At 66.1% G+C, this 23,853-nt stretch carries 21 protein-coding genes, 2 tRNA genes and 1 pseudogene; 13 read left to right on the top strand and 11 right to left on the bottom strand.

Annotated elements, in window-relative coordinates; all coding sequences use genetic code 11:
- Positions 1 to 96: 96 nt before the first annotated feature.
- The 3 genes from ACWDLG_RS39805 to ACWDLG_RS39795 all read right to left on the bottom strand — a co-directional run bounded on the left by ACWDLG_RS39805 (position 97) and on the right by ACWDLG_RS39795 (position 1,951).
- Positions 97 to 645 (bottom strand): GNAT family N-acetyltransferase, encoded by a 549-nt coding sequence (locus ACWDLG_RS39805; RefSeq protein WP_449930008.1) that lies wholly within the window; start codon positions 643 to 645, stop codon positions 97 to 99.
- Between the two features lie 491 nt (positions 646 to 1,136).
- A tRNA-Ser gene (locus tag ACWDLG_RS39800) sits at positions 1,137 to 1,225 on the bottom strand.
- Positions 1,226 to 1,387: 162 nt separating this feature from the next.
- A complete protein-coding gene (locus tag ACWDLG_RS39795) occupies positions 1,388 to 1,951 on the bottom strand; it encodes a YceI family protein (protein ID WP_449930006.1) in 564 nt (187 codons plus the stop codon).
- Positions 1,952 to 2,053: 102 nt separating this feature from the next.
- Here ACWDLG_RS39795 and ACWDLG_RS39790 point away from each other — a divergent pair, with 102 nt between their 5' ends.
- Positions 2,054 to 2,548, top strand: a complete 495-nt coding sequence (locus tag ACWDLG_RS39790; RefSeq protein WP_449930004.1) for a MarR family winged helix-turn-helix transcriptional regulator — start codon at positions 2,054 to 2,056, stop codon at positions 2,546 to 2,548.
- Here the strand turns inward: ACWDLG_RS39790 and ACWDLG_RS39785 are convergent.
- Positions 2,505 to 3,011, bottom strand: coding sequence for a SigE family RNA polymerase sigma factor (locus ACWDLG_RS39785; RefSeq protein WP_449930002.1), 507 nt, complete (start codon positions 3,009 to 3,011; stop codon positions 2,505 to 2,507). The two genes, ACWDLG_RS39790 and ACWDLG_RS39785, sit on opposite strands and share 44 nt — an antisense overlap.
- 179 nt (positions 3,012 to 3,190) lie before the next feature.
- Here ACWDLG_RS39785 and ACWDLG_RS39780 point away from each other — a divergent pair, with 179 nt between their 5' ends.
- On the top strand, positions 3,191 to 4,132 hold the full coding sequence (locus ACWDLG_RS39780; protein ID WP_449930000.1) for a hypothetical protein: 942 nt from the start codon (positions 3,191 to 3,193) through the stop codon (positions 4,130 to 4,132).
- A 5-nt stretch (positions 4,133 to 4,137) separates the two neighbouring features.
- Positions 4,138 to 4,917, top strand: coding sequence for a MauE/DoxX family redox-associated membrane protein (locus ACWDLG_RS39775; protein ID WP_449929998.1), 780 nt, complete (start codon positions 4,138 to 4,140; stop codon positions 4,915 to 4,917).
- A 78-nt stretch (positions 4,918 to 4,995) separates the two neighbouring features.
- Here the strand turns inward: ACWDLG_RS39775 and ACWDLG_RS39770 are convergent, their stop codons facing one another.
- Positions 4,996 to 6,177 carry an ATP-binding protein gene (locus ACWDLG_RS39770; protein ID WP_354917099.1) on the bottom strand — a complete coding sequence of 394 codons (1,182 nt, stop codon included), beginning with the start codon at positions 6,175 to 6,177 and terminating at the stop codon, positions 4,996 to 4,998.
- Between the two features lie 196 nt (positions 6,178 to 6,373).
- Between ACWDLG_RS39770 and ACWDLG_RS39765 the strand changes: the two genes are divergently transcribed.
- The 3 genes from ACWDLG_RS39765 to ACWDLG_RS39755 are packed head-to-tail and all read left to right on the top strand — an operon-like array spanning position 6,374 to position 8,542.
- Entirely contained in the window at positions 6,374 to 6,859 is a 486-nt protein-coding gene (locus ACWDLG_RS39765) for a SigE family RNA polymerase sigma factor (protein WP_449929995.1), read from the top strand.
- Positions 6,859 to 8,067, top strand: coding sequence for a TolB family protein (locus tag ACWDLG_RS39760; RefSeq protein ID WP_449929993.1), 1,209 nt, complete (start codon positions 6,859 to 6,861; stop codon positions 8,065 to 8,067). Before ACWDLG_RS39765 ends, ACWDLG_RS39760 begins: the two co-directional genes overlap by 1 nt.
- Before the next feature lie 10 nt (positions 8,068 to 8,077).
- Positions 8,078 to 8,542: a MaoC family dehydratase gene (locus tag ACWDLG_RS39755; RefSeq protein WP_354908899.1), complete on the top strand. Its 465-nt coding sequence runs from the start codon at positions 8,078 to 8,080 to the stop codon at positions 8,540 to 8,542.
- Between the two features lie 14 nt (positions 8,543 to 8,556).
- Here ACWDLG_RS39755 and ACWDLG_RS39750 read toward each other — a convergent pair whose 3' ends face one another.
- Together ACWDLG_RS39750 and ACWDLG_RS39745 are read right to left on the bottom strand one after the other, a co-directional pair.
- Positions 8,557 to 9,180, bottom strand: a complete 624-nt coding sequence (locus ACWDLG_RS39750) for a response regulator (protein WP_449929990.1) — start codon at positions 9,178 to 9,180, stop codon at positions 8,557 to 8,559.
- Positions 9,181 to 9,403: 223 nt separating this feature from the next.
- Positions 9,404 to 10,543, bottom strand: coding sequence for a sensor histidine kinase (locus tag ACWDLG_RS39745; RefSeq protein WP_449929988.1), 1,140 nt, complete (start codon positions 10,541 to 10,543; stop codon positions 9,404 to 9,406).
- 154 nt (positions 10,544 to 10,697) lie between these two features.
- Here ACWDLG_RS39745 and ACWDLG_RS39740 point away from each other — a divergent pair.
- Positions 10,698 to 10,770 (top strand) — tRNA-Arg (locus tag ACWDLG_RS39740).
- Between the two features lie 106 nt (positions 10,771 to 10,876).
- Here ACWDLG_RS39740 and ACWDLG_RS39735 read toward each other — a convergent pair.
- Together ACWDLG_RS39735 and ACWDLG_RS39730 are read right to left on the bottom strand one after the other, a co-directional pair.
- Positions 10,877 to 11,587: a tyrosine-type recombinase/integrase gene (locus ACWDLG_RS39735; RefSeq protein ID WP_449929986.1), complete on the bottom strand. Its 711-nt coding sequence runs from the start codon at positions 11,585 to 11,587 to the stop codon at positions 10,877 to 10,879.
- A gap of 201 nt (positions 11,588 to 11,788) precedes the next feature.
- Positions 11,789 to 14,827: a hypothetical protein gene (locus tag ACWDLG_RS39730; RefSeq protein WP_449929984.1), complete on the bottom strand. Its 3,039-nt coding sequence runs from the start codon at positions 14,825 to 14,827 to the stop codon at positions 11,789 to 11,791.
- Positions 14,828 to 14,997: 170 nt separating this feature from the next.
- On the opposite strand from ACWDLG_RS39730, the gene ACWDLG_RS39725 reads away from it, so the two are divergent.
- Both ACWDLG_RS39725 and ACWDLG_RS39720 read left to right on the top strand, forming a co-directional pair.
- A complete protein-coding gene (locus tag ACWDLG_RS39725; RefSeq protein ID WP_449929982.1) occupies positions 14,998 to 15,720 on the top strand; it encodes a hypothetical protein in 723 nt (240 codons plus the stop codon).
- Between the two features lie 632 nt (positions 15,721 to 16,352).
- Positions 16,353 to 17,639: a hypothetical protein gene (locus ACWDLG_RS39720; RefSeq protein ID WP_449929980.1), complete on the top strand. Its 1,287-nt coding sequence runs from the start codon at positions 16,353 to 16,355 to the stop codon at positions 17,637 to 17,639.
- Here ACWDLG_RS39720 and ACWDLG_RS39715 read toward each other — a convergent pair.
- Positions 17,609 to 17,788, bottom strand: a pseudogene (locus ACWDLG_RS39715) (hypothetical protein); the annotation flags it as partial. The gene ACWDLG_RS39720 and the pseudogene ACWDLG_RS39715 sit on opposite strands and share 31 nt — an antisense overlap.
- A 261-nt stretch (positions 17,789 to 18,049) precedes the next feature.
- Between ACWDLG_RS39715 and ACWDLG_RS39710 the strand changes: the two are divergent.
- The 4 genes from ACWDLG_RS39710 (at position 18,050) to ACWDLG_RS39695 (ending at position 22,492) form a co-directional block, all read left to right on the top strand.
- The gene (locus ACWDLG_RS39710) at positions 18,050 to 18,685 is read left to right on the top strand and encodes a Crp/Fnr family transcriptional regulator (protein WP_449929978.1); all 636 of its coding nucleotides are present in this window, start codon (positions 18,050 to 18,052) and stop codon (positions 18,683 to 18,685) included.
- Between the two features lie 74 nt (positions 18,686 to 18,759).
- Positions 18,760 to 19,548 carry a hypothetical protein gene (locus ACWDLG_RS39705; RefSeq protein WP_449929976.1) on the top strand — a complete coding sequence of 263 codons (789 nt, stop codon included), beginning with the start codon at positions 18,760 to 18,762 and terminating at the stop codon, positions 19,546 to 19,548.
- Positions 19,545 to 21,716 carry a hypothetical protein gene (locus ACWDLG_RS39700; protein WP_449929974.1) on the top strand — a complete coding sequence of 724 codons (2,172 nt, stop codon included), beginning with the start codon at positions 19,545 to 19,547 and terminating at the stop codon, positions 21,714 to 21,716. The genes ACWDLG_RS39705 and ACWDLG_RS39700 overlap by 4 nt, the downstream gene beginning before the upstream one ends.
- Before the next feature lie 2 nt (positions 21,717 to 21,718).
- A complete protein-coding gene (locus ACWDLG_RS39695; RefSeq protein WP_449929972.1) occupies positions 21,719 to 22,492 on the top strand; it encodes a hypothetical protein in 774 nt (257 codons plus the stop codon).
- 43 nt (positions 22,493 to 22,535) lie between these two features.
- On the opposite strand, the gene ACWDLG_RS39690 is transcribed toward ACWDLG_RS39695, so the two are convergent.
- Positions 22,536 to 23,024 (bottom strand): hypothetical protein, encoded by a 489-nt coding sequence (locus ACWDLG_RS39690; protein WP_449929970.1) that lies wholly within the window; start codon positions 23,022 to 23,024, stop codon positions 22,536 to 22,538.
- Positions 23,025 to 23,853: the final 829 nt, after the last annotated feature.

Raw genomic sequence — 23,853 nt, 5'->3', positions numbered from 1 at the left:
GGCTCATCACCGCCGAGGCAGCGAACCCCGCCGCGCCACCTGACCAGCTACACCTGGCCACAGCCCGACATGTTCACGAAGTCCCGAACGCGAAGATCAGAGGTGAGCCTTCGAGGCCGGCTTCCAGTCCTGGACGAGAAGCCCGAGCAGCACCTGGTCCAGGAACTCGCCCATCACCCAGGCCGAAGAACGTAGCACGCCCTCGCGGACGAAACCGTTGCGCTCGGCGGAGCGCAGCATCGCGGCGTTGTCCGACAGCGTCTCGATCTGCAGTCGCTGCAGGCCACGCACGACGAAACCGTAGTGGCACAGCACCGCGACCACGTCGGTGCCGTAGCCCTGGCCGCGGGCCGACGGCAGCAGCCCCAGCCCGATGTGCGCGGACCGGTTGTGGTTGTCGATGCCCCACAGCGTCGCGGTGCCGACCAGCGTGCCGCCGTCCAGTTCCACGACCGAGAACGGCACATGCCCTTGCTCCGTGTCGTCCACCACGAGCCGCGGATCCTTCGTGCCGGGTGTGATCGGCCGCCACGGCCGACCTTCGGCCCGCGAGCCGTTCACCACGTCGTCGTAGAGCTCGGTCCGCAGGATCGGAATGTCGTCCTCGTACCGGGCCCTGAGCCCGACCTTGTTACCTTTTAGCACGCAAGCTTCCTATATGACCGGGCTGTCCGGCGGCAAACCAGGCCCATCCCGACTGGTGCTCTCGACCGAACCGCTGACCCGTGAGGAGGCGCGTCGCATCCTCACCACGGGGAAGCCCAAGCGAAACGCTGCTCGCTGGCCCTTTGGGGCATCCGGCAGGGGCGGCGCTCGGTCTCCGAGGGCAGTACGTCGACTTCGAGACGGGTGAGATCCGGGCGTGGTTCCAGGCGCAGCGTCAGGTGTGGAAGCACCGATGCGACGATCCACATGCCTGTGGACAGAATTGGTGCGCTGGTCCTGTAAGAAGCGGTGCCCTGTCCACAGCCACCGCTCGACCTGCGAGCCGGAGTGCGATAAGCCACCACCACCGCGGTACACACACGTGGCCACGAAGGACGCGAGTGGCTGTATGGACTCGGCCCTCTGGGGATAACTGCAACCCGGACACCAGGAAGGCCCTCCCCGTCGAAACGGGGAGGGCATTTTTACCGCGGAGGATCGGGGATTTGAACCCCGGATGGTGTTGCCACCAAACCGCATTAGCAGTGCGGCGCCATAGACCTGACTAGGCGAATCCTCCCGACAGCCACCTGGCTCAGGACAGAGTACCGGCCTTCTGGCGGTGCGGCAAAGTGATTGCCCCGAGGGTCGTCACCAAGGTTATCCACCGCCTGTGGGTAACGTGCTCGATCCTGTGGATGACAGGCTCATCCAGGTCGCAATGGCCTGTGGACAAGGGGGGTCAGGCGGCGGGGTTCGCCTCGCCCTCCACCTCGATCTTGATCTTCTTGCCCACCAGCACGCCGCCGGTCTCCAGTGCGGCGTTCCAGGTCAGGCCGAACGCCTCGCGGTCGATCTCGGTGGCGATGGAGAAGCCCCACACCTGCTGGCCCCACGGGTTGGTGCCGACGCCGCCGTACTCGACGGTGAGCTCGACCTCGCGGGTGACGCCGCGGATGGTGAGGTCGCCCAGCACGGTGAACTCGTCGCCCTTGTGGTTGACGACGCGGGTGCTCTTGAAGGTGAGCTGCGGGTGCGTCTCGGCGTCCAGGAAGTCGCCGCTGCGCAGGTGGTTGTCGCGGTCGGCGGCGTTGGTGCTGATGCTGGAGGCGTCGATGGTGAGCTCGGCCGACGACTCGAGCGGGTTGTCGGCGATCGTGATGGAGCCGTTGAACTTCTCGAACGTACCGCGGACCTTGCTGACCATCATGTGCTTGGCGACGAACCCGATGGTGGTGTGGTTCACGTCGATGGCGTAGGTGCCGGCGGCGGGGATGGAGAGGCCTTCCCAGGTACGCGTGCTCATGGCTGTCGTTCTCCCTCGTAGAGATCCTTGCGCTGCGGACGTTTGCTTCAACAGATGTCTACATGAGGAATATTCCGCGCGTCAACTATCGTCGTCTACGATATGAACGTGATCCCCTTTGACGATCCCCGGCTGACCGCGTTCGGCCTGCTGGCGGAGGTGCACGCGGGCCTGGTGGCGAGGATGACCCCTGCCCTCACCGCGGCCGGGCTGTCGGACGTCGACTTCGGAACGCTGATCAGGCTGGCCCGCTCGCCGCAGCAGAGCCTGCGGATGGGCGATCTCGCCGCGCAGACCGGGCTGTCCACCAGCGGCGTGACACGCGTGGTCGACCGGCTGGAGCGTGACGGCCTCGTGGTGCGCCAGGCGTGTGCCACCGACCGCCGCGCCTCCTACGCGGCCCTGACCGAGAAAGGCGAGCAGAAGCTTCAGGAGATCCTGCCCCAGCACCTCGCCGACATCGAGGAGTCGTTCACCGGGGTGCTCGACGAGGAGCGGCTCGACCAGTTCCTGGCCACCCTGCGCATCATCAGGGACGTCGTGCATCCCTGCGCTACCGCGGGGGCGGTTGAGCCGGGACAGATAGTTCGCCCCTGAGCTTGGCCACGGCCCGCGAGACGGTGCTCTTGACCGTGCCGACGCTGATGCCGAGCGTTCTGGCGATCTCCGGTTCGGTCATGTCCTCGTAGTAGCGCAGCACGACCGCGGCGCGCATGCGGTCGGGCAGCGCTCTCACCGCCTCCTCGAGCGACTCCTCCCATTCGCAGGGGGCCTCGAACGCCACGGGGATGTCGGGAAGGTCCTCGGCGGGAAACTCGTCCAGTTTGCGCCTGCGCCACTGCGAAATGTTGATATTGACCATCGCCCGGCGGACATATCCATCCAACGCGGCGTGATCTTTGATGCGATCCCAGGCCAGATAGGTCTTGGTGAGTGCGGTCTGCAGCAGGTCCTCGGCGTCACAGGGATGGCCGGTCAGCTGGCGGGCGGCGCGCAGGAGAGCCGGCCCGCGAGACCTGACGTACTCGCGGAACTCCTCTTCCAGCTCGGCAATCTGCATCGTGGTCAGAATCGCAGCCTGAGCCCCTATTGCGGCTGAACCAGAATCCAGGATTCGCCTAGCCAACAGCAAAGGGCAGTCAAGGTCTGCTACACACCGGTTGTCCATGCGTTCCACCGAGGATGCGTATTTTGCTCTCATCTGCAGGGAAGGGCCGGGAGTTATGTGACGCTAGGGGAGTGAACAGCACGGAACGCCGCCGGGTCCTCGCGGCGGCGGCGCTCGGCCGCGACACACGGCATCCGGGGCCCGACCCGGAAGGCGGTGAGCCCCTCCGCGCGGTCAGCGGGCAGATCATCGACGTCAGCCCGCATCTGATCATCGTCGACACCGAGCAGGGCGTGGAGGAGCGGCTGGTCATCGCGCCGTGGGCGACGGCGTGGCACGGCGTCGACGTGGCGCCGGCCGATCTCCCGCTCGGTGCCACCGTCACCATCCGGGCGCTGCGTGACGGGAAGGTCGCCGAACGGATCTGGGCCGACATCACCCGCATGACCGGCGCGATTTTGTCCGTCGAAGGCCGCCGGGACCTCCACGTGGAGCTCGACTGCGGCCCCCACCGGGGGCGCCGCGCTGTGGTGATCCCCTACCGGGCCACCGGGCGTATCCGTGTCCGCTATCCCCAGCTCGAGCCGGGCTACCTCTTCGACGCCATCGGCGTCCGTGACGAGGGGGTGGGCCAAGCGCTGCTGCCCGCGACGTCGCAGCCCGGCCATCCCGCGCGTGCCGTACCGACCCCTCCCCCCGCGTACGGCGGAGCGCAGCAACGCATCAACGGAACCGCCACCTGGTCCGACGCCTTCGACTGCGACGAACGCGGAACGGCCTATCCCATGGTGGAGCGTTCTGACGCGGCGTGTCCCGACGCGGAGGTGTCGTGCGTCGGCCTGCCGTACCTGGCAATTGGTTCGTTACTGCATATCCGTAATGTCTGCACGGAAAGGGCGGCGAACGTGCCGATCGTGGCGTGCGGCTGCATGGCCGGACGGTTCTGCGACCGGTGCGTCGAGTGTGGCACCTCACCGAGAGGGCGCCTCGTCGAGCTGTCGCCGTCGTCGTTCGTGGAACTGGGCGGGGAACTGACCAAGGGATGCTTCAACGCCCGGGTCGGATGGGGATGACACGCATGCTCGAATCGCAACTGCCGATCCTGATCGTGCTGCTGGTGCTCGGCACGGTCGCCAAGCTGGCCACCGTGCACACCGACGCCGAACCCGGCGCGCTGACCAGGCTCGGGCCCGCCGTGCTGGTGCCGGGGCCGCTGCGCAAGCCGGCGCTGGTCTGCTGCGCCGCCGGCGAGCTGGTGCTGGCCACCGGACTGCTCGTCACGACCTATCCGCTGTTCCGGTGGGGGACCGTCGCCTTCTTCGCGCTGTCGACCTACGTGCTGCTCGAACTGCGCAGGCGCCGGCCCGACGCGGGCTGTGGCTGCTTCGGCGAGGTCAGCTCGGCACCGGTCGGGGTGCGCTCGATCAGCCGCACGGTCGTGCTGACCGGGATGGCCCTCATGTCCGTCTGGGCGCCGGTGCCGGGCATGTCGGGCATCTCGTGGTGGACGCTGGCCGGCGTGGCCGTGCTGGCCGTCCTGTCGCCCGAGCTCGACGAGGCCGTCGCCCGGATCCGCCACCGGGCGCCGTGCGAGCAGCGCCCCGTCCCCGAGAGCGCGGGCCTGGCCAAGCTGAAGGCGAGCGCGACCTGGCGATCGCATGCCGATGGGCTCCTCTCCGCCGAGCCGTACGACAGCTGGCGCGAGCTGTGCTGGCGGTTCTTCGTCTTCCGCGACCACGGCGGGGACGACGTGGTGTTCGCCGTGTACCTCACGGGACGGCACCCCGTTGTGCGCATGGCGGTGGTCGGCAGGGACGACACGGACTCCATGCCGGAATATACGGCCGTATCGGCCTGACGCTAGAGAGCGCTATACAAAGCGATATGTGCCTCTCTAGCCGTGCCTAGCTTCCCCTCTAGACACGGCTAGAGAGAGTCAGATGGGCTGAGCGCGCAGGAACCTCCCGAAGTGTGGCACCGTGAACGCGATCAGGCCGCGCTCGGCGGAGAAGATGAGCCCCTTCTTGATGAGGCTGTCGCGGGCGGGCGACAGGCTCGACGGCTTGCGGCCGAGCGCGTCGGCCACGTCGGAGGTCGCCACCGGTTCGTCGCCGATGGCGGCCATGGCGTGCATGTAGTCGCGCTCGGCGGGGGTGGCCCGCTCGTAACGGCTGCCGAAGAAACCGACCGCCAGCTCCTCCTCCGCCTCGGGCGCGGACACCTTGACGTCGTCGAGCGTGATGGGCGTGCGCGGCGCGTAGTCCCACGCGACCTTGCCGTACGCCTGCACGAAGTAGGGGTAGCCGTCGGCCGCCTCGTAGAGCGCGTCGAGCGCGTCCTGGGTGAACTCCACGCCCTCCTCCCTGGCCGGGACGAGGAGCGCCATATCGGCCGCGTCGCGGTCGAGCTTGTCGAGGCGCGCGTAGCGGAACAGCCGCTCGGAGTAGCTCTTGCTGGCCGACAGCACGCTCGGCAGGTGGGGCAGGCCGGCGCCGACGACGATCAGCGGCCCACCCGTCTGGGACAGCTCATGGCAGGCCGCGCAGAGCGCGGAGATGTCGCCGGCCTGCACGTCCTGCATCTCGTCGATGAACAGCGCCACGCCCACCCCGAGGTCGGTGGCCACGCCCGCCGCGTCGACGAACAGCTCGGTCAGGTCGATCTCCAGGTCACCGGAGTCGGCCCGGCCCCTGCTGGCCGGCACGTCGATGCCCGGCGACCAGTGCGAGGTGCCCTTGGCCGCGGAGGGGTCGCGCATCGCGAAGGCCTTGAGCACGCCGAGGAACTCCTCGATGCGCTCGGGCGCGCGGTGCCTCGGCGCCAGCTCGCGCACCGCCATGTGGAGCGCGGCGGCGACCGGCCGGCGGATCGACTGGTCGGGCCTGGCCTCGATCTTGCCGGTGCCCCACAGCCGCTGCATGGCCATGGACTTGAACGTGTTGAGCAGCACCGTCTTGCCGACGCCGCGCAGACCGGTGACGACCATGCTGCGCTCGGGACGGCCACGGGCCACCCGCTCCAGCACGACCTCGAACTGCTGCAGCTCGCGATCACGCCCGGCGAGCTCGGGCGGGCGCTGTCCGGCGCCGGGGGCGTAGGGATTGCGCACAGGGTCCACGCTCTCGGACTTTATAGCCGGGTATAGCGGCCGACTTAGAGTTGGGAAGAAACACCTACGGCGTGTCTGGACGAGCATGGCACCCCCTCCCACCTGGCCGAACCTCTGTTCGAGTGCTTGCCCAGAACTGTAGCGCGCGGTCGAACACGTGCGCGAGTGATTCGAGTAAAGATCTTTGCAACAGCTCGAGCGCCCCGTGCGTCCCCGGTACGTGGAGTTCGACGAATTCGTCCGCGCCAGGGGGCAGGCCCTGCTGCGGTACGGCTACGTGCTCACCGGCAATGCCGAGGACGCGGCCGACCTGGTGCAGGAGGCCCTGCTCAAGCTCGGCGACACCTGGACCCGCGTGCGCAACAAGGACAACCCCGAGGGGTACGTGCGCACGATCATGGCGCGCCAGCACATCAGCTGGTGGCGCAGGCGCCGCAGAGAGCACCTCACGGACGACCTTCCTGAAGGCTCCTACCACGACAGCCACTCCTTCGGTGAGCTGTGGAACGAGGTGCGCGCGCTGCCCCGCAGGCAGCGCGTCGTGATCGTGCTGCGCTACTACGAGGACCTGTCCGACCAGGAGATCGCCGACATCCTCGGCATCTCACGGGGCACCGTGCGCAGCCAGGCCGCACGCGCGCTGGAGAAACTCCGCGTCCGCCCTGGCGTGCTCGAAAAGGGGAAAGCGTGATGAGGACTGAGGAGGACCTGGTCCGTGCGTTGCGGCAGGCGGCCGAGCGGGCGCCGCAGCACGACCTGTCGGCCGCGATCTCGGTACGGCGGCACCGCCGTACCAGGCAGAGGTGGATGGGCGCGGCGCTGGCCGTCGCGGCCGTGATCGGCGTGGCGGGGGCCGGGACCCTGATCGCCAGAGGCGTCTTCACCAGCGGGGGCGAAGGCGGCGTGGCGTCACCTGTCTCGGGAAGCCCCGGCGAGGCCGTGGCGAGCGTCGAAGCACCTCCGCGGGACGTCAGGACCGCGGCGCCGACGCCGGGCGGCGGGATCGAGGACGTCTGGCCGAAGGCGTTCTTCACGATGCCCGCGAAGAACGCCGAAGGCTGGCGATACCGCCCCATCACCGGCATCAGCCCCACCGAGGTGCTGCTCAACGCGGAGTCGTCGTTCGAGAAGGCCGGCCGGATCGAGATCTACGACAGCGAGAGCGGAACGTTCCGCACGGTCGCGGACGTGCCGGCCACGCCGGGGCTGAAGCGGTACTTCCCGCAGAGCGCGGCCGTCGACGGGCAGAGCGTCGTCTGGTGGGCGGTGGCAGGGCAGGTGCGCGAGATCTGGACGGCCCCGCTGGCAGGCGGCGAGGCGCGCATGGTCGCCACCTTCACCGGCGAGCACCTGGACATCGAGGCGATCGCGGTCAAGGGCGAGCACATCTACTGGTCCGAGCAGAACGGCACGGTCTGGCGCCTGCTCCGGACCGGCGGCGACCCCGAGAAGATCGCGGACGGCCTGCACCTGATCAGCTGGCCCTGGGCGAGCGACGTGGGCGAGCGCGACCTCGGGAAGAACCAGACCAAGGTGGTCAACCTGGAGACGGGAGAGACCCGCCAGGTCACAGCCGCGCCGAACGCCAAGGAACTGCGCTGCGGCCCCGTCTGGTGCCTCGGCACCGGCCTCGGCCAGCGGCTGGACGGGTCCGACGTCAGGACGTTCGACGGGTTCGTCGGCGGCCTGTCGCCGTACCCGATCCTGGACAGGTACGTGTTCCTCTACCACTCGGTCGTCGACCTGGAGGCCGGCACCATCCTCGACCTGCCGGACAACCCCGACAACTGGAGCGGCGTCGGCACCTCCTCGGCACCCAGCACGATCAAATACTGGGGAGCCGCCAAGGGAGACAAGCCGGACGCGTTCCGAATGGTCAACCTCGCGGCCGCGCACTAGGGTTCGACCCATGCGGAGCTTTGCGAACGTGCAGGAGTTGAAGGCGGCTGCCGGCGAGACGATCGGCCCGACCGAGTGGCGCACCGTCACTCAGGAGCAGGTCAACCTGTTCGCCGACGCCACCGACGACCATCAGTGGATCCACGTCGACCCCGAGCGGGCCAAGGAGACCCCCTTCGGCGGGACCATCGCCCACGGATTCCTGACGCTGTCGCTGCTCCCCTCCTTCCTGACCGAGCTGATGACCGTCGGCCAGATCGAGATGGCCGTCAACTTCGGCCTCAACAAGGTCCGCTTCCCCAAGCCCGTGCCCGTCGGATCGCGGGTGCGGGCCAGCGGCGAACTGCTCGACATCAAGAACAGCCCGGCCGGCCAGCTCGCCACCATCAAGGTGTCGGTCGAGTTGGAAGGCGAGCGCCGCCCCGTCTGCGTCGCGGAAGCGCTCCTGCTCTACGTCCCCGCCGCCGCCCAGTAACCGCCGGGCCGCCGTCAGCTCCCCTCGGAGTAGTAGATGGCGGCCTGGACACGGCTCCTCAGCCCCAGCTTGCCGAGGACCCTGCTGACGTGCGTCTTGGTCGTCGCCTCCGCCATGTCGAGCTCCTTGGCGATCTCCGCGTTGGACAGGCCCCTCGCCACGCAGGCGAGCACCTGACGCTCCCGTGGCGTGAGCAGGTCGCCGGGCGGCTCCCGCCGTACCGGCTGCTCGGCGAAGGCGGCGATCAACCGGCGGGTCACCGCCGGAGAGATCAGCCCGTCACCCCTCGCCACCAGGCGCACCGCGTCGACCAGCGCCTCCGCGTCGGTGTTCTTCAGCAGGAACCCCGCCGCCCCGGCGCGCAGCGCGCCGAAGACGTACTCGTCGACGTCGAACGTCGTCAGGATCAGCACGTCGGTCACGCCCGCCAGCTCCCTGGTGGCCGTGATGCCGTCCTTCTTCGGCATCCTGACGTCCATCAGCACGACGTCCGGCCGCTTCTCGCGCGCCATGGCGACGGCCTCCTCGCCGTCGCCCGCCTCGCCCACCACCTCGACGTCGCCGGCGCCGCCGAGAATCAGCACGATCCCCGCCCTGACCGCCGCGTGGTCGTCGGCGACCAGCACCCTGATCGTCACGGCTCCTCCTCCGTCGGCAGCGCCGCCCGCATCCTGATCGCCAAGGCTCACGGCTCCTCCAGGGTCGGCAGCGTCACCGGCACCTTGATCGTCACGATTCCTCCACGGTCGGCGGCGTCGCGCGCACCTTGATCGTCACGGCACCTCCTGGGTCGGCGGCGTCGCGCGCACCTTGATCGTCACGGCTCCCCCTGGATCGGCAGCGCCGCCCGCATCCTGATCGTCACGGCTCCCCCTGGGTCGGCAGCGTCGCGCGCACCCGCCAGTGTTTCTCGTCGTACGGCCCGGCCTCGAACCGGCCGCCCACCAGCCCCGCCCGCTCCCGCATCCCGACCAGCCCGGCGCCCGACCCCGGCAGCGCCGACCCGCCGCCGGCCAGCGGATTGTCGACCACCACGCTGACGTGATCGGGCGCGAAGGTGATCGTGACCGTCGCCCGGTCGTCGCCGTGTTTCATCGCGTTCGTCAGCGCCTCCTGCACGATCCGGTACCCGGCGAGATCCACCGACACCGGCAGCTCCCTCGGGGTGCCCTCCACCGTCATGCCGGCGTCGACTCCCGCCTGCCGCGCCCGCTCCACCAGGTCGGCGACGTCCTGGAGCCGCGGCCTGGTCGACGCGTCGGTGTCTTCGCCGTCCTGGCGCAGCAACCCGATCATGGTGCGCATCTCGGCCAGGCCCTGCACGCTGTTTTCCCTGATCGACGCCATGATCTGCTGGACGGCTCCCGCGTCGAGATCCTTGCGCGACAGCACGGCCGTGGACTGGATCGCGATCGCGCTGAAGTGATTGGCGATGATGTCGTGCAGCTCCCTGGCCATCCTGGTGCGCTCGGCGACGATCACGGCGTTGCGGTCGAGCTCGGCCAGATGCGCCACCTGCTCGGCCCTGGCCCGCTCCGCCGCCGCCTGGTCGCGGTGCTGCCGCAGCACCATCGCCGTCGTGACCGGCACCACGAGCACCAGCCCCGCCTGCACACCGAAAACCGAGATCTTCAACAGGTCCCGCTCGACGAAACCGAAGACGCAACCGATGATCACCGCGCCGGCCCCCGTGACGCCGAGCAGCCACCTGCTCAACCTCGGCGGGCCGTACAGGGCGGCGGCGTAGAGGTTGTCGGTGAAGATGACGATGGTCGGCAGCGAAGGGCCGGCGAAGGCGATGTCGAGACCCACCCCCGACACGCCGAGCGCGAGAGCCGCCAGCGGAGCGCTCCGCCGTACGGCGACACCCGCGCAGGTGAGCGCCAACGGGACGACCGGCAGCCACACGGGCACGCCGGCCCGGGGGTAGAAGGAACCGGCCGCCAGCAGGACGAGACCCACGGCGAAGGTCGCGACAGCGCCCAGGAGGTCTCGTCTCATCCCCCCATCTCACCATCAGTCGCAGGGGTGTCGATGGCACCTGGGGCTGGGCTGTGGATACGCCGAAGGTTGTACACAGGGTCATCGGAGCGGACTAGGCGGCGAATTGGTTCGAGGCATGGCTCCGGGTCCGCTATGCTTGCTTACGCAGCGAGCGGCCGTAGCTCAATGGATAGAGCATCTGACTACGGATCAGAAGGTTAGGGGTTCGAGTCCTCTCGGCCGCGCTCACTCGAAAGGCCCGCTACCAGGGACAACCTGGTAGCGGGCCTTCGTGTTTGTCAGGACAATCTCGGGATCTTGCTAACACCGCTGCTAACAGTGTGGCTCCCACTACTCGCCGATCGCCTGAGCGAAGATGTCTGCCGCGGAGGCTTCCGCCGCGCGGATCACGTGAGCGTAGACGCGCAGCGTGATGGACGGGTCGGCATGGCCGAGACGGGCCGCGACGACGTGGACGGGCACGCCCGCGAGGAGGAGCGTGGTCGCGTGAATGTGCCGGAGATCGTGCAGCCGGGCATGCGGTAGCGGGGCGTTCGGGTGTATTTCGTTGTAGCGCTTGACCAGCGTTGGGAAGAGCGAGCTGACGGTGTCCGGGTGGATCGGTTCGCCCCAGCCTGTCGTGAACACGTAGTCGCCGCCTCCCCGCCATTCCGGGCCGACCTTGAGCTTGTCGGCGGCCTGCATCTTGTGTTGGCTGCGGAGGACGTGGATCGTGCCGTCGTCGATGCTGACGATGCGCTTCCTGCCGCTCTTGGTGGTCCCCTCGACGCGCTCACCTCCGATGAACGATGCCGAACCCCTGATGACGAGCTGCTTGTTGTCGAGGTCCACGTCGGACCAGCGGAGGTGGAGAAGTTCGCCACGTCGGGCACCCGTGTAGGCCGCGACGTGGAAGAAGGCCCAGAGCCGGTGATCCCGGGCGCCCTGGAGGAACGCCTTGAGCTGGTCCGCGGTCCAGACGGTTCCCGGCTCACTGACCTCGCGGCGCGGGCGCTTGGCTTTCTCGACCGGGCTGGAGGAGAGCAACTCGTCGACGTCCACCGCGTCGCGGAAGGCTTTGCGGAGGACGGCATGGACGTAGTCGACCGTCCGGGAGGAAAGAGGCCGGCCGTTCTTGCCCGCCGCCGGCCATGAGATCCCGGTACAGCTTCGTGATCGTGGACGGGCGTACGGCTTGCAGTCGCAGGCTGCCGATGCGGGGCTATCAGCCGCCCGTTCGTCGATCAGTAGTAAACCGCATGGCTACGGGCGCGGCTGAAACGGATCCTCGTGCTCGATGTCGTCGCTGGCCCAACCGTAACGGGCGATCAGCAACCGCCTCGCCGCCTCGATGTCTATGGGGCGCTGCCGCAGCATGAGCTTCCACATGGTGGTGGCGCTGGCGGGAAGGGTCACATTCAGCGTCTGTTCGAGGGAGGTCAACGAGAAGTACCTCAGGGGGACCGGGTCATCCTCGGGTTCCGGCGCCAGGAAGAGTTCGCGCACGGCTTCGAGGTCGTTTGGCGAGTGCTGAGGCCTGTAATAGAGCCGGGCGTTCTTCGCGACGCCATGGATCGCCAGAAGGATGTGCCAATCGAGCCAGCCACGTTCGCGCAAGACCGTGACTGTGGCTGCGAAGGCCGGTGCCTGCCTGAGAGCCGCCAGGGTTGGGCGCATGAGCCTGGGGAGGTTCTCGTACTTGAACCGCACCTCGTCCTGACTGTGCGACAGGGTGTACCCGGGACCCGGCATGTCAGGAAACTCCAGCCCGGGGCCGGCAGCCGGGCAAGCCGTGTCGTCGCTTGCCAACGGTCGTTGCTCGTCGAGCGTCAGATGGAGACGGTGGTTCTGGGTGGCACTTTGGAACGCGACATCGTACGGCATGGCGAAGGTCGTGATCGACGTCAGGCCCTGCTCGAAGGCTCGGGCGAGCAGGCCCGCCCACCGGTCGTCGGGCAGCGCTGAGACAGTGACGATGACGGTGGCCGCGGCCGCTAGGGTCTGCTGGGTGACGGTCTCGTAGACCTCTGGTTTGTGGTGATCGACGGTTGCGAGTGTGCAACGGAAGCAGGTCTCGGTCGGCGTCGACTCGACCTGCTCGATGGCGAGGTCGGTGTTGGGCATGCCAGCGGTGATAAGCACCTTGACCCTGGTCGGGAAGAGAGCTGGGTCTGCGGACGCCAAGTGTGCAAGCGCGATCTGGAGGGTTGCGGCGAAGCGCTCGCCCACCACAACGTCCGGCTCTTGGCCGCCGAACTCGACCGTCCAGGTCACTCCCAGGCACTGGAACCGCACCCGCCGATGTGGACCGGCGTCGGCGAATGGCGGGCGCCCCAACTGCTCAACAACCTGCGCGACGTGCTGCTCGACATCCGTGTCGTCCCACCACGGCGGCCCGTTCTGGGACAGGCCGTCGACAAAGAAGTCGAGGAGCCCGGAGATACCTGCGTCAGCGGTGGCGTCATCCACCAGATCCTTGTAGGGGGCATCGAGCTTGTCGGCCAGGGCCCTGGTGTTGGCGAGCTCGAAGAGGGCAGCGCCCAGCCACGTGTGGCGTTCGAAGTCGAAGGCTTGCTCCGCCAGCAGACCATGAGCCATAAGCGCGGCGCGGTTCAGTTGCGTGGAGCTGACCCAGTTGCCCTGGTGGTAGTCGGCCGCGGCGGCCTTGAACAGGCCCTGGGTGTACAGTTCGGGGTTTTCTCGCTGGGTCAATGCCGCCGCAACCAGGCCGTAGTATTTGGCGGCCGAGTAGAGGCGCAGCTGCTGGTACGCCTCAGCGGTCGCCAAGGTTGCTTCGATGAGTCGGGCCCCAGCCTCGCCATGAAACAGACTGAGTCGGGCTCGGTGCAGGTGTCGGAGCCCGTCCTGCAGGCGGCCGATGTTGAAGAGGGCGTCGGCGCGATCGAGTGCCTTGTCCGCGGCGGCGTCGTTGCCCATGGATTCCGCCAGCCGACGGTCGAAAAAGTCCGCAAGGGCATCGAACCGCGGTTCGTCAATCAGCAACGGCGTGTGGAGCGTGAGGAACCTGCTGGCGTGTTCGACGGGATAGAGCGGGGCCTCCGGCAAGGTCTCGGCGAGACGGGCGAACGCATCCATAGCGCCGGATCGGTCGATGCTCGGAACGTCGATCGGTGTCAATTTGTTCGCCCCGACTGCCTGCAACCGCTCACTGATAGTGAAGTCGGTGGTGGCGTCGGCGATCTGGTAATCGGTGCCGGTGGTTGCGGCCTGGTCGAGGTCGGGCTGTATCTTCAGCGCGGCCAGCGACTCAAGAAGTGAGCAGGTCTCACCGGGGTACGGGCCGTGGGTGAGTAGTCCCTCGATACGGGCCGTGAGCGCCCTGTTCCAGATCATGATCTGGTCGGCAGTGTGGCTGGTCTCGCCCCGTGCCAAGGCAGCGCAAGTGAGCAAGAGCAGAACCGTTGCGTCCCCGATGAGGTTCGGATCGGCTGAGATCGTGGCGGCATCGATCTCAACGGCGGTCAGGTGATCGACCGGGTGCATAGATCCCAAGCCGAGGTGGTGGGCGAGGATGGCCTGGTGCCGCGCTGCGTGCCGTAGCGGCCCAGGAACGCCGTCGTCCAGGAGAGGTGCGAGCTTCTCCAGCCAGAACGGGATATCCTCGCGGCCTTCACGGGCGAGGTACGCGTACCGCAGACAGCCCATGAGATCGACATAGTGCCCCCAGCTGATGACCGGTTCGGTGACCGTGCGCCACCGGGCCAGGTCGGCCTCGTACCAATCCGGCCGGTCCGGGGGCGGCGGCAGGGCGCGGCCCGGCAGGTGCAGGTACTCCTCTGCGATCCAGAACGTCGCGTGGTGTGCCAGAAGCTCCGTGATCCCGGTCCCGTCGAAGATCTCCAGGTGGACGCCGTGTTTGTTACGGACCTGACGCTGCAGGTCGTGTCGGCGGCTGACCGGGATGTTCACTTCGCAATACGCGAGGACGAACCGCACCGTGGAGCCGTCCGCCAGGATCTTGTCCACGTCCCCGCGGATCTTGGAGCCGATGTTGTCTTGCTGAAGCGTGCATGTGAAGCCAACCCCGTCATTGTCGCGCATGCCGAGGTCGTGGCCGAGCCGCTGCGTCTGCCCGGCCATCTCGGTGTGGTACGTCTCGAAGTCCCGGCCCTGATCGCCACCCGCGGCGACGGGGCCCGTGGCGGGAAGGACGTTGCGCGTGACGGTGGCCCGGGCCAGCATCCGCGAGAGGGTCTCGAACTCGTGTTGTCCGTTCCGAGCAGCGAGTTGGTTCAGAGCGAAGCGGATCTCTGCCTTGGTCTGCTCGACCACGCCGGGCACTGCTACCTCCTCCCCCGCCGCTCCAGGACGGGCCGCGTCGGCTATGGCCCAACATCTGTTGATCCACCGGGACATCCTGTCACGCTGCACCGACAGGGCGACGGACGTCGGCTAGGTATCAACTCCATGCTGACCTTGGCGTGGCGACGCCTCCGTCGTACTTTCACGAGGTGACACAGCAACCGCGAGGCAATTCCAACAAGCGACGAGAGATCTCGGCTCCTGTCCAGGCCGCGCTTTGGGCGCTGAGCAACGGGCATTGCTACGCCCCGGGGTGCCCCTTCCCTGTCATCTACGAGGTACGGCCAGGTGTCTTCAAGAAGAACGCCCAAATCGCCCATATCTACGGGGTCAAGCCACGGGCCAACCGCTACCGCGAGTGCAAGAACGATGCAGAACGGCGGGAGCGGGACGCGTTCAAGAATCTCATCCTGGTATGCCTCGCCCACCACGCGGAGATCGACGATAGCGAGTACGGCGAGGAGCTCTATCCACCCGACCTGCTGCTGAAGTGGAAGCGCGAGCATGAGGGCGAGCACGGGCCAGCCCTCGCCAGACTCCTCCCTATGACCGAGGAGCGACTCGGCAAGCTCCTCAGCGAGTTCTTCACAGCCCCGATTGCGCGGCTCGAGAAGATCGCTGACCAGCTTGAGCGAACAGGAACTCTTACCGCCGACTCCCTCGAGGACCTTCGCCAGGTCATCACCATGCTGCAAGAGACCCCAGGAGGGACTGATGCACGAACGGCCAGAACCTTGGCGTTCGCCGCTGAGGTGTTCTCTTCGCATGATCTCCGGAAGTCAGCGACATCACTGGGCTACGCCGCCGAGAGACTGCCTGGCGTCCTCCGTGATCTGGACAGGAAGATCAACCAGCTTCGCAGTATGACCTAAAACGCGAGCCGATCCCTGGCTGATCGGGTTCTATGTAGCGGTAGGGAAGACTTCAGGAGAGGGGTGAACTGTTAGTCGGCCTGCCGCTGGGTTTCCGGTTTCTGCGCTTGGCGGCCCAGCGGTTGCATCCGCCTGCCGCGGAGCGACTGATGGCGGGCTTTGGGGGCGCGAGACATGTGCGGGATGAGCTTTGGGATAGCGCGAGCCGTGCATGGGTGCGGGATGATCTTGGCGACGTTTTCCCAGGTGCACCGGTTCAGGACTATCAGGTCCCTCACTGATCCCCACGATCACCAGGGCAGCTCGACCCGGACCGTCTCGGCGGTACCTGCCAGCTCGACGTCGTCGAAGTCATCGGTATCGAAAACGGCTTTCTGCCAGGACTGTAGGGGCATTCCGCGGACATATTCCAGGTAGTCCCAGGACTGCCTAGACATACCTGATCAGGCGCTCGAGCACGTCACCAGCCAAGCGCGGCCGCCGGTTAGTGGACCGCCTAACGCCCTCTCGGCGGACCGGGGCGCGCGAGACTAGCAGCGGGAATGCTGACGCGCCAGGGCAGATCTCGACCAGCGAACGCATGAAGCTGTAGCCTGGCAGGCTGCCCTGCGCCCATGCCCAAGGTGACCCCGATGATGATGACCATCAGATCGTTGAGCGAACTCCAGACCCCTGATGAACGCACGCTGCGCTTCACCCCGTACGGGCTGGGCCTCGACCGAGCGCTGACCCCCGAAGCCGCCGCGGAGTACCAGCAGGCAATCATGGCCGCTTGCGCACTTGCACCGGATGTCGCCGAGGACACACGCCTTGCCTTCGACCGGGTGCGCGACCTATACGCTCACGGGCTCTTCTCCTACGAGCTCTTCACCACAGCGCACGACCAAGCCCTGTTCATTCTCGAGCAAGCGCTCCGCGCTCGCTTTGTCGCCTTCTACGACGGCGCCGCGGTGACCTTGCTCGGCCCCGGCAATACCCGCCACGTGGTGACCGTCGACCATGACGAGCAGGTCCTCGAGTTGGCACGCCGCCAGCGAGGCTCGAAGCTGTGCATCACGTCGGGCCACGCGCCCATCCCGTTCAACGGGCAGCTGCAGGGCCTGCACACGTGGGCGCGAAGCGTGAGGCTGTTGCGCGGGCAGCGCAACCGCACCATCGAGCGTGCGCTGTGCACGCTCAGGAACACTGCCGCCCACCCGAACGGATATTCCCTCCTGACTCCGGTCGACGCGGCGCTCACGATCTCCGACGTCGCCGAGTTCATCAACCAGTTGTGGGGACGCCCGACAACGGGCGGACGCCTGTATCCGGCGCCACTGGAGCGGATCGTTGCCGTCCTCAGTCGGAACGAACAGCAGTTCGCTCTCACACCCGCCGAGGCGTTCCTGCACCAAGAGGAATACGACGCCCGGGGCTGGCGGCATGCTGTCATTCGATGCGTGGAAGGAGACCCCGATCTGTGTCTGTTCGACAGCCGCTACGAATCCACCCGGTTTCCCACCCAGGTGCTGCACGGGCCGGCGGACAAGGCGCATACGCTGGCGTGGCTGCGCAAGCACGCGCCTGCAGGCGACACCTGCGAGATTCTCGACCGCACCTTCTTCGTACGGGTGACCGGAACGACAATGTACCGGCCGGTCGGCGAGGAGACGGCGCGCCGCCTACCGGAGAGCCAACGCCACGGACACTGGTATGCGATCACGGCTGACACCCCCGGCGATGCGCTCAACCACGTCCGACACGTCGTTTCCACATCCGAGCGGACGAGATCGGACACCCCCTGCAGCCAGTGCCCGGCTACCACACTCGGCCACGGCACCCATGCAAACATCGTCGGAGCGACGACGTCGACACGCTCCTCCACGGTGGTCGTGCGGACCCCGTGGGCTCAGCCATGGCCCTCACCTGCCAGCTTGTAAGCAACGTTGGCCCGCTGCGGGAAGGCCCCGTTGATGTGATCCTGCTGGCCGTCCACGCACTTGGCGTAGACGCGGAGGAGGACGTCCACACTGTGACCTGCCCTCTTGGCGACTTCGGGGGCAGTGACGCCCGCGTTCAGCCAGAGCGACCTGCGCACCCTTGATCATCAATCGCCGGCTGCGGATAATCCGTTCCGATACCCATAAATAGGGGCGGATATTAATTCACAACGTATTGATGGTTCCGTCCGCAGATAGCATTTTTGTGCTGACAGCGTGTTGCCTCGTGCCTGCGGAGGGTCTCCATGCGGAGTGTTCCGTCTTCCTTGGGAACTTTCCCTTGGCCATCAGGAACCTTCCTTGCACGACTGTCGGAATCGTCTAGGCGTGTCCTGCTTGCACTGGGAGTCATGCACACGCACCCCGCCAATCACGTGATGGTGCGCCAAGGCGAGCCCGGAAGAGTTGTCTCGGTCGTTATGCATGGCCTGGTCAAGGTATCCGCGCGCACAGAGAACGGTGCCGAGTCTCTGCTCGCTGTACGAGTCAGGGGAGATGTGATCGGCGACATGGCGGTGCTGGATGGGGCGGCACGCTCAGCGACGGTGGTCACCTGTGGGGTGACCGTGGTCCGGCTGATCAAGGGCGAAGTCTTTCTCGACTTTCTGCGGCAACATCCTTCCGCTGCACTGACTCTCAGCACCCTGATGAGTGACCGACTGCGCTGGGCGAACCAGCGTCGGCTGGAGTTCGCCGGATACGAAAGTGACGTATGCCTGGCTCGCCTGCTGCTGGCCGTTGTGGCTCGACACGGCCGTCTCGGGCCAGAGGGCATGGACCTGGGGGTCCCGCTGACTCAAGTCGAACTTGGCGGGCTGATCGGTGCCAAGGAAAGCACAGTCCAGAAGATTCTTCGTAGCCTGTCGGCGCGAGGGATATTGCGCACGGGTCACCGGCGCGTGATCATTACAGACCTTTCCGGCTTGGCGGCCTTTGCCAACCTGGACCCGCTCCCGCCAGAAAATCATTCCTGGAACCCGGATTAATCCGGGTTTCCGACAGCCGATCGTTCGCACAATCAACGCTGGCGCGCAACTTCGAACCGAGCCAGGAGGACCGAATGCTCGACGAACGGGAATACCGCCTGATGATCACCTCGGATATCGAGGACTACGGAAGCCGCCGCGACAGCGATCAGGTCGAGCTGCAAGGAATGCTCATCCGCGTGCTCTATCGGGCCGCTGGAGCAGCTGGCCTGGCGCTTTTCGACTGGAAGCGGCAACCGCAGGGAGACGGTGAGTTCGCCGTTCTGCCGCCGGGCACCGACGCCGCGGCCATCTTGGGCCCTTTCGTCACATCGCTCGCGCAAGGCGTCGAAGCTGTCAACCGTGGAGAGCTCCGCATGCGCTTGCGGCTGGCAGTGCATGGCGGCCCCATTCACGTGGACGGCGCTGCTGGGTCGCCCGGTGGCCACGCCGTACAGTCCGGGAGATTGGTAGGTGCAGACCCGCTACGCGCCGCTATGAGCGCGTGTCAGCAGGCCGATCTCGGAGTGATCGTTTCGGATCGAATCTTCGAGGACTTCGTAGGACAGGGCTATGGAGGTCCTTCCCCTGAGGACTTCCGCCACGTCCATGTGAAGGCCAAATCCAACGAGTACCGTGCTTATGTCCATCTTCCTGGGCATAACGTGCACCAATTTGCTGAGTTGGATGAGTACGACGTCGAACCAGGACCGGACAAAGGCAAAGAGAAGCCGGACGGGGGCGTCCAGCCCGGCGGTATCACCGTCGGCCGCGACTACTTCGGCGGCAGCACCAACACGGCCAGCGGCAACGGCGTCGTGTATTCCACGGGTAGGGACGCCTTCTTCGGCGACGATCCGCGAAGAGGAAGGCCATCCCGATGAGCGAGTCCACCCCTGAGCCTGTCGTCCCTGAAGGGCAGGCTGCCGGAGAGGGAGGGGCGACCCTGGCGGTGCAGACACCGTCGGAGACATCAGACCAGGGAGATCGCGAGCCGCAGGACGAGCACGACGGCCCGGATGAGCATGACGATGACGCATCGCTGGCCACGCGTATCCGGCGAGAGGAAGACAACCTGAGGCTACGGCTGGCCAGCCTGCGAAAGCTCAAGGCCGGCAAAGACACAGCAGCGGGGCGGGATTGGTTCGGCGGTCCCATCAACCACGCCAGTGACAATGCCACGGTTTATGGAGCCGGCCGAGACCTCTACAACTACCAGGTCACCCCCTCTGACGGGCCTCCTGTGCAGGCCGTGCCACTGCCTGGGGAACATATGGGACGGCTCAGAGGGTGCCTGGTCGCCACAGAGTCACAGACCCGGTTATCCACGCTGCTGGTCACCGAACCACTCCTGCTACTGCGCGGGCCCCGACACACTGGGAGGACCACGACCGCCATCGCCGCCCTTCTGGAGGTGGCCAAGTCGTGCAACCGGCTGATGCTCAAGGATGAGCCAATCCACGTGAGCGTGACTGACCTGGAGAAGGGGGCCGGGTATCTCCTGCTCGCTGACGAGAGCACATGGACGTCGCAGCTAGAGGAAATCGCAGATCATCTATCGGACGTGGCGACGCGAGGCGAGTGCCGCATCGTCATCCTCGCAGGACCGGACTGCGACCTTCCGCACCGGGTGGTGGACCACGTGCAGCCGGCCGCCGACCTGGTCTTCCGGAAGACCTTCACGTACCTGCTCCGTGACCCGGACGCATGGGACAAGCATCGGCTTGACGAACATGACCTCGGCAGTCGGCTGTCCGGTTGTCGGCCGACCGAAGCCCTGCGCCTCGCGAACCGGCTCGTGGAAGGCCTACGACAGAATCTGACCGTCAGCGACGTGCTCGACGCCCAGCCACTGTTCACCCAGAAGCGGTTTCGGGAGCATCTTGACCAGGATTCGTCCAGGTACGGTCGGTGTTTCTTGGTGAGCAGTGCCGTACTCCATGGCTTGCCTGAACCGGTCGTATCGGGTGCCGCTCTCGAACTTGCCGAACAGATACCCGACGGAACCCGGGAAGACGAGGAACCGGATATCCCTCCGGTCTGGGAGCGGCTGGAGACCTGGCTCAGCTATTCGGGAGTCAGCGCCGTGAAGGGCAGCCGGCGGGGTGAGGGACGACGCGTTCAGCTGCGTGATGAGCTCGCCCCGCAGCTTCTCCCGATGATCTGGGAGGAGTTGCCAGCGGTCCGTGAGCACCTCTACGCATGGTTGCGTCACCTCGGCGAGAGCTCGGACGAGCACGTACGGATCAAAGTCGCGCACGCGGTTGGTCTCCTCGCGACATACGACTTCGACCTGATCGAAAAGGAGTTCCTCGACGGGTGGAGTCGGGATTCCAAAGTTGGCCCCAAACAGCTCGCCGCGTGGGCGTTGGAGGCCACCGCCAGTGACCCCGAGATAAGAGGCCGGGTGGACACGCTGCTTCGTATATGGGCGGAAGCAGGATCCTACGAACAGCGGACGACAGCGGCAATAGCCTACGGCTCACGCCTAGGCCTCCGAAACGTCGTCGACGTGCTTAGCTCATTCCGCCAAATCACGCTGACCACCCAAAGCTACTGGCTGTGTGACGCTGTGGCTCGATCCATCGCGGATATCTATGTGGCGGACACGGCGCGGTCCATCACCACCGAACTGGCTAAGTGGGCCTGCGACGTCCAGTTCGGCAGAAGGCTCGCCGCCGCACTCACGCTGGTACGACTCGGTCAGCTGCGCTACGAAGGCGCCCGGCTAGCCCTGCTCGACCATTCCCCTGAGGAAGATCTGATTGCCCTGTGGACTCGCTCTCTGGAACTGAGCTTGTCCCCCGACGAAAAGGCAGGGCAGGGGTCGAGCCTGGCCGGCCAGCTGTGGCAGCTCTTCACCGGTTGGGTGAGGGAATGGGACAGGCGCCCGTCCATGCGGCCAGTGCTGGAAGGCGTCTTCAGGATCGGGCATTTAGGTGACCTTCGGCTGCGCCGGACCTACCAGCTCTATCTGATGGTGTGGCGGCGGAATGGAACCGTGTCGGTCTCGCTCTTCCATCATCTGAGCCGCACCTTGAAGGACGGTTGACAATGTCGTTCCTAATCAAGCAGTTCAACCTCGCCCCCGAGCCATCTCTGCCAGTGGAGAGCGACGTTCTAGTCTTCTCCTCTCCTGCCCAGGGGGAGGCATTCGACTTCGCCGTGACCGTCCGGCTATCCCAGCTGCCGACCGGTAGACGCAACCAGTCGACACCCGACCGGGCTGAGATCGGTCGTGTTAGTGCCCTCGTGCGACAGACGGTCCGCACAGCAACGCGGGACCACTCCATATTCGAGCTGGCCGCAGCGGAAGAGGCGGCCAACGAGGCCCTCGATCACCGCCTGACTGAGGCTCCCCATATTGACCCGGCGATCATCTGCCGTTGGGGTGGGAAGGCCGAGCTAGGGTTGCCAGAGGAAGTAAAGGAAATCAGGCGTGCTCATCTAGTTCACATGCATGAGATCGAAGCACAAGCCGAAGCTACAAAACTGCGTGTCAAGAAACTACGTGAATCCAGCGCAGTCTGGGAGGAACTCCTATCAGAAGCAACCAAAAGCTCGTTCGCGCGCTTCGCCATACGGCTGACCGAAAATGGCGACGCTGCAGCCGACATCTTCGAGAAGATGCTGGACACTCGGCGAGAGGACGCCGAAGAGCTTCTCAAACTCGTCGCAAAGATCGTGGACGCTCAGCGGGCGGCGAGTGTCTACGATCTCGTTCTCGCCAGCGACAGCGCGTTGCGCGGAGCCTTCGAAAGGCTCGGCGTCCCGCTGCCACCAGCTGACCCCGACTCCCTGTTCGCCTCCCTAGATGAGATCTCCTGACCCGCAGCCGACGTAGGCGACCAGCTGAACCCACCCCGAGACGTCAGCTGGTCAGCGCCCTCAGCGCTAGCCAAGCGACGATAGCGATAGGCATCAGGACCATCCACCGCAGGCTGTTCCTGATCCGTTCGTGCTTGCGCAAGGCCACCTCAGAGAGGGTGGTGATCAGTGACCATGCCTCGCGCTGCTGTTCTGCGGCGCTGGCCGATGATGACACATCGATTTTTCGGACCAGGCCGAATCTGTTGGGCCCGGACGGCCCGGTGAGGCGGGGATGCAGCGCGCTGATGAGGTGGTGTCCCGAGACGAGGAATCCGGCCGCGAAGAACATGACCACGATAACTGCGGCGACTACCAGCAACGGATTGCTCGCCCATGCCCTACCCAGGCCACCAACCTGGGTGGCGGCGACCGCGGTGAAGCCGAGGTGGATGGTGGCCGCAGTGGCGAGTTTGGCGTCGGCCTGCTGAACGTATCCGTGGAAGAGCGTGAGCGTCTGTAGAGCGACATTGAGCGACTCGACCGCGCTCAAGTCACCATTCACCTTGCGTCGTACCATTGGGATCTCCGAGGCGTAGTGCTATCTGGACACCTTCAGCTTCGGTTCTCCGAGGGCGAGTACACCCGCATTTCTACGCCTTCTCGTCGTATATCGCCGCTACTCACTCAGCCCAGGATCGCGCCTCTGGCCTTCGCGACAGCAATCTATGATCCCGATGAAACCTGAAGAATCGCTCTCGATTTCTAGTCGTTGGGCTTTCGCTGCCGAGGCTTGCGTTCAGTCGATCGCGTGAGGTTTTCCAACCTGAAGCAGCAGGTCAGAGTGCCTGATGACAGCGACATGTTGATCGACAAGCAGAGAAGCCCCTGCTGGAGGGGTTGTCGATCAAGATCACCTGTCCACCAGAGGCAACCGGCATGAGGCATGCGAGGCGTTCGCGCAGCTCACAGCATAGACGCCAGTCGCAGGGCCATCGCTCTCCTAATGCGGGTGCTGAAGAAGGGCCTGCCGCGAGGCTTCCGCTCCTCGGGCCTGGCGGCCCTGCGGTGCGGGTCCTCTTGCCATCGGATGACGTGGCGAAGGTCGAGCTCTTGCTAACGCGGTTGCTAACAACGGTCTCGCACGATCGCGGACGACCGTGGACGTGCGGAGGGGCGTGGGTGGCTGTGGCCAGGGCACGGAGGCAGTGGCGGATAACGCTGGACAATCATGAAGAATCTCGTAATGAAGTGTTCGAGGCACTACCGCTGACTTTGGAGAGCGCGGGGTCACGTCCACGGACGTGGTGTATGAATCGATCTTCGCGTGATCCTGTTTCTGCAGGTTAAGCGGTAAGTGTCTGCGGGAGTGGGTTCTGGGC

It is taken from the genome of Nonomuraea sp. NPDC003727, from assembly GCF_053586935.1.
Note: the sequence above shows the minus strand (reverse complement) of the source record. Positions and strands in the feature narration are given on the sequence as shown.